The sequence below is a fragment of the Streptomyces sp. NPDC034670 genome (assembly GCF_055574875.1).
On sequence record NZ_JBVITR010000051.1, the window covers coordinates 14,006 to 19,268 of the forward strand.

The following is a 5,263-nucleotide window of genomic DNA, read 5'->3' on the forward strand; positions in this document are numbered from 1 at the left end:
GGGGCGGGGGGGGGGGGGAGCCCCCCCCCCCCCCCCCCCCCCCTCCCCCCCCCCCCCCCCCCCCCTTCCCCCCCCCCCCCCGCCCGCCCCCACGGGCGCGTTTCACGACGGGGACCCGCCCTCGCCCTGCGCGGCCCGGAGGTCGGCGAGCAGTTCCGCCTGACCCGCGAGGACGCCGGACAGGATGGTGCGCGCCACCCGCAGCAGCTCCGCCACGTGCGGGCTGGTCAGCGAGTAGTAGACGGTGGAGCCCTCTTTGCGGCCGACCACCAGGTTCGCCCGCCGCAGCACCGCCAACTGCTGCGAGAGGTGCGCCGGTTCGATGCCGACCTCGGGCAGCATCTCCCCCACCGCGTGCTCGCGCTCGCTGAGCAGCTCCAGCACGCGGATGCGGGCGGGGTGCCCGAGGGTCTTGAAGAACTCGGCCTTCAGCTGGTACAGCGGCGTGGTCATCGTGCCGTTCCCTTTCCGGCGCGGCAGTACGGCCCGGACGGCCGGACCCCGGTCCCTCGCCTCACCTGTTCGTCGACGCCCGCCTCGACGGTTTCCGACATTAGCAACTCCGCAGCTCCGCCCCGTCCGGGGCCGGGTCCGGTGACGTCACAGCGGCAGTGTGATCCAGATGCTCTTCCCCCGGCCGTCGGCGTCGCCCCGGACCACCGCGGTGCCGCCCAGGCCGTGGGTCAGCTCGACGACGGTGGCCAGACCGCCCCCGCCCGCGGGCGCGTACAGCCGCGGCCGGTGGGGGTGGCGGTCGTGCACGGCGAGCACCAGGCACTCGGGGCCCGCCGCGTAGACCACGGTCGTCTGCGGCGAGGCCTCGGCGGCGTGCCGGACGCTGTTGGTCACCAGTTCGCTCAGGATGAGCAGCGCCGGGCCCACCGCGGGGTGGTGGGCGGCGATGCCCCACTGCGCCAGGGCCCGTTCGGCGGTCTCGCGGGCGAGGCGGACGGCGGCGGGTTCGGTGGGAAGGGTGAGCACGTGGCGGTGCGGCAGCGTGTCCAGCCGGGGTGTCACGGCCGCCCCCGGGAGGAGGAGCGGCACGACGCGGCCCGCGGGACCGGGCGGCGGGGGCGCGTGCGGGTCACGGTGCCTCCCGGGCGGGCGCGGGGGCCGGAGCCGGGGTCGGGGACGGGGCCAGGACGCCGGTGCGTTCCAGGTGGTCGCGGGCCGCGCCGATCGCCTCGGGGGTCGTGGCGTACTCCCGGCCCTCGTGCCGCAGCAGCTCCAGGGCGCCGACGGAGTCGAGGACCCGGCGGTGGCCGGGGCGTATGCCGGAGACCAGGACGACGACGCCGCGGCGTCTCAGCCTCGCCACCACGTCCTTGAGGACCAGGGCCCCGGTGGCGTCGACGACGCTCACGTGGGACATGCGCAGGACGACCACGCGCACCTCGGCGAGTTCGGTCAGTTCCAGCAGGAAGCGGTGGGCGGCGGCGAAGAACAGCGGGCCGTCGAGGCGGTAGGCGACGATGTGCTCGGCCAGCAGTTCGTGCTCCTCCTCGGTGTGGTCGCCCCGGTCGAGCGGCACCGGGGCGAGCCGGGCCTGCCGGGCGACCGCGCGCAGGGCGAGGACGCCCGCGACGGCCAGACCGATGATCACGGCCTGGACGAGGTCGAGCAGGAGGGTGGCGGCGGCGGTCAGGACGAGGAGCAGCGCGTCGGAGCGGGTGGCGCGGGCCGTCGCGCGCAGCGAGCCGACCTCGACCATGCGGACCGCGGTGGCCAGCAGCACGCCCGCCAGCGCGGCGAGCGGGATCCTGGACACCAGCGGGGCGGCCGCGAAGACGATCACCGCGAGGACGGCGGCGTGCGCGAGCGAGGCCAGCTTGGAGGTGGCGCCGGTGCGGACGTTGACCGCGGTGCGGGCGATCGCCCCGGTCGCGGGGACGCCGCCGAACAGCGGGGCGGCGATGTTGGCCAGGCCCTGCCCGAACAGTTCGCGGTCCGGGTCGTGCCGCTGACCGACGGTCATGCCGTCGGCGACGGAGGCGGACAGCAGCGACTCCAGCGCGGCCAGCGCCGCCACGGCCACGGCGGGCGCGAGCAGGCCGCCCAGGGCCCCGGTGTCGAGGAAGGCCAGCGAGGGGGCCGGCAGGCCGGCGGGCAGGTCCCCGATCGGCCGCGCCCCGTCCAGGCCGGCGGCCTGCGTCACGACGGTGGCCGCGGCCACCGCCAGGATCGAGAACGGGACGGCCGGTCTCCGGCGCGCCCCGAGCAGCATCACGGCGGCCACCGCGAGCGCCAGGACCGGGGAGGTCCAGCCGGGGTCGCGGGCGAACTCCCCCAGCGCCCGCCAGGTCACCACCAGGACCCGCTCGCCCTCGGGCACGGGCACGCCGAGGGCGTTGGGGACCTGCTGCAGCGCGATCACGCACGCGATGCCGAGCGTGAAGCCCTCCACCACCGGCGCGGGCACGTAGCGCATGCTCCCCCCGGCCCGCAGCAGCGCCAGCGCGACCAGGATCACGCCCGCCAGCAGCCCGACGGTGAGCACCCCCGAGGGCCCGTGGTCGGCGACGATGGGCACCAGCACCACCGTCATCGCCCCGGTCGGGCCGGAGACCTGGAGGTGGGAGCCGCCGAACACCGCCGCCAGTGCCCCGGCGACCACGGCGGTGGCCAGCCCCGCCTCGGCGCCGAGCCCGGAGGAGACGCCGAAACCGAGCGCGAGCGGCAGCGCGACGACGGCGACGGTGAGGCCGGCGAGCAGGTCGCGGCGCGGGTTCCGCCGCGCCTGGGCCAGGTCGGCACGGGTGGGCAGCAGCGATGTGATCCGGGACCCGATCCCGGAGGGTGACAGCGGTACGGACACGACCCCTCGACTTCCCGACGGCTCAGGGCGCCCGTCGCCGGGGCGCGGGGACGGGCGAAGCCGCACGGCCCACGACGGGATAACGGGAAAAGCATGTAATGAATTGCAAATTTTTGCAATTCCGCAGGTCAGAGGAGTCCTGGTGCTCCGGCCGAGGGGCGAGGGACAGCCGGCGGCACGACCGCGACCGTCCGTCGGCGATCCGCCGGCGGTCCGTCGGCGGTCCGTCGGCGGTCCGTCGGCGGTCCGTCGGCGGTCCGTCGGCGGTCCGTCGGCGAGCGTGCCGCCGTCAGCCCGTCAGCCCGTCATCCGCCTCCGCCACGACGGTTCGACCAGCCGCCACTCGGCCTCCCACTCCCGGAGGCGGCGCCGCTGCAGCCCGCTCAGGACGAGCCGCGTGCCGAGCAGCCCCAGTCCCGCGGTGGCGGCACCGACCGTGACGCCGGCCATGGCGACCTGGAACCGCGCCTCCGCACCGTCGGGCGGCCGGGAGACCTGCCGCCCCCCGGGATCCGTCCACACGGTGACCTCGGTGCCCGCCTCGGCCCCCGGTCCGGCCTCCGCGCGGCCCGTGTGCCGGGTGCCGTCCGGGGCGGTCCACCGCACCGGGGCCCACACGTCGCCGTCCCCGTCCTCGGACACGGACGCGGGCGTCGCGTGGGCGGCGTCCTCGAGCAGTACGGCCGCGACGGCACGGGCGCGGTCCCGGCGCTCGGCGAGCGACCCGTCCACGGCTCCGGCCGCCGCCAGGGCGGCGGCCACCGCGACCGCCAGGGCGAGGACGAGGGCGGCGAGCAGGGCCCAGGCCTCGACCAGATCGCTGCGGCGCCGCAGCGGGTTCCTCCGCCAGCGCCACAGCCGCACCCTGCGGACCCCCGCCCCGTGCGTCCTCCCCATGGGGCGTCACCTCCTCGCGTTCGCGCCGGACACCGCGGCGGGCCGGGACCGGCCGGTCCGCCGGGGCACGGCGTCCCTCCTCCAGGGTGGACCCTCGCCGCCCTCTCCCGCAGGGGCCGGAGGGGGGCCGTCCGGGCACGGTGCGGCCCGGTCCGCGGGGGCCGGTGGCGGCCCCGTCAGGCCACCGGGTGCACGGGGACGACCTCGTGCCGCGGAACACCGAGGACGACCTTGAGCGCACCGGTCTCGGCGGCGTTGCCGAAGACGTCGTACGCCTCCTGCATGTGGTCGAGCGGGAACGTGTGGGTGACCAGCTGCCCGGTGGGCAGCCGGCCGGTGGCCGCCATCCGCAGCAGGGTGGGCGTGGAGCGGGTGTCCACCAGCCCCGTGGTGATGGTGACGTTCCTGCTCCACAGGTCCTCGAGGTGCAGCACGGCGGGAGCGCCGTGCACGCCGACGTTGGCCAGGCGGCCGCCGGGCCGCACCATGCGGGTGCACATCTCGAAGGTCTCCGGGACGCCCACCGCCTCGACGGCCACGTCCGCGCCGAGTCCGCCGGTGAGGTCCGCGACCAGCTGCTCGGGCGCCTCGCCCGCGTCGGCCACGGCGTCGGCGCCGAACGCCTTGGCCGCCTCCAGCCGGGGCGCGGCCAGGTCCACGGCGATGACGCGCTCGGGGGCGAACAGCCGGGCGGTGGCGATCGCGGCGAGCCCGATCGGCCCGGCGCCGACCACGACGACCGTGTCGCCCGCCCCCACCCGCCCGTTGAGCACGCCCACCTCGTAGGCGGTGGGGAAGATGTCGGCCAGCAGCACGGCGTCCTCGTTCGCGAGGGTGCCGGGCAGCGGGTGCACCGAGAGGTCGGCGTACGGGACGCGGACGTACTCGGCCTGGGTCCCGTCGATCAGGTGCCCGAGGACCCAGCCCCCGCCGTCCAGGCACTGGCCGTACATGCCCTCGCGGCAGTGGCGGCACCGCCCGCAGGCGGAGATGCAGGAGACCAGCACCCGGTCCCCGGGGCGGACGGTGCGGACGTCGCCCCCGGTCTCGACGATCTCGCCGACCGCCTCGTGCCCCAGGACGGTTCCCGGGCGGACCTCGGGCACGTCGCCCTTGAGGATGTGCAGGTCCGTCCCGCAGATGGTGACGGCGTCGACCCGCACGATCGCGTCGGTGGGTTCCGCGACGGCCGGGTCGGGGACCTCCTCCCAGGCGGACCGCCCGGGACCGTGGAAGACGTAGGCCTTCATGCCGGTCCTCACCCCTTCTGCTCCGCGGCGGGCTCCGGCGCCGGGCGCCCGCGCCCGCCTGTGTCCGCGGCGGACCCGGAGGGCCGGGGCCGCCGTCCTGCCTCTTCCAGTCTGGGCGCGGCGGCCGGAATCCGCCGGGCCGCGGGCCCCCGTCCGGGGCCGGGGACGCGGCTCCCGCCGGGCACGCTCCCGCGTGAGGGGTGGGTGGGGCCCGGGGGGGACACCCCCCCCCCCCCCAGCCGTGCGACGGCCCCTTTTCGCAGGTGGGGGGGTCTTCCCCCAGGGGCCCCCCAGGGGCCGG

General features: G+C 77.2%; 5 protein-coding genes. All 5 read right to left on the reverse strand.

Annotated elements, in window-relative coordinates; genetic code table 11:
* Positions 1–102: 102 nt before the first annotated feature.
* The gene (locus ACZ56B_RS26900) at positions 103–453 is read right to left on the reverse strand and encodes an ArsR/SmtB family transcription factor (RefSeq protein WP_468795837.1); all 351 of its coding nucleotides are present in this window, start codon (positions 451–453) and stop codon (positions 103–105) included.
* A 147-nt stretch (positions 454–600) separates the two neighbouring features.
* Positions 601–1,017, reverse strand: coding sequence for an ATP-binding protein (locus tag ACZ56B_RS26905; RefSeq protein ID WP_468795840.1), 417 nt, complete (start codon positions 1,015–1,017; stop codon positions 601–603).
* A gap of 67 nt (positions 1,018–1,084) precedes the next feature.
* Complete coding sequence (locus ACZ56B_RS26910) at positions 1,085–2,815, reverse strand: SulP family inorganic anion transporter (protein ID WP_468795843.1); 1,731 nt, start codon at positions 2,813–2,815, stop codon at positions 1,085–1,087.
* Between the two features lie 297 nt (positions 2,816–3,112).
* Positions 3,113–3,712, reverse strand: a complete 600-nt coding sequence (locus tag ACZ56B_RS26915; RefSeq protein ID WP_468795846.1) for an Rv1733c family protein — start codon at positions 3,710–3,712, stop codon at positions 3,113–3,115.
* Positions 3,713–3,888: 176 nt separating this feature from the next.
* Positions 3,889–4,962 (reverse strand): zinc-dependent alcohol dehydrogenase family protein, encoded by a 1,074-nt coding sequence (locus ACZ56B_RS26920; RefSeq protein WP_468795849.1) that lies wholly within the window; start codon positions 4,960–4,962, stop codon positions 3,889–3,891.
* Positions 4,963–5,263 lie beyond the last annotated feature (301 nt).

Bases quoted from the DNA above. Each gene is read 5' to 3' on its own strand.
- ACZ56B_RS26900 (WP_468795837.1), bottom strand. From the start codon at position 453: ATGACCACGCCGCTGTACCAGCTGAAGGCCGAGTTCTTCAAGACCCTC.
- ACZ56B_RS26915 (WP_468795846.1), bottom strand. From the start codon at position 3,712: ATGGGGAGGACGCACGGGGCGGGGGTCCGCAGGGTGCGGCTGTGGCGC.
- ACZ56B_RS26920 (WP_468795849.1), bottom strand. From the start codon at position 4,962: ATGAAGGCCTACGTCTTCCACGGTCCCGGGCGGTCCGCCTGGGAGGAG.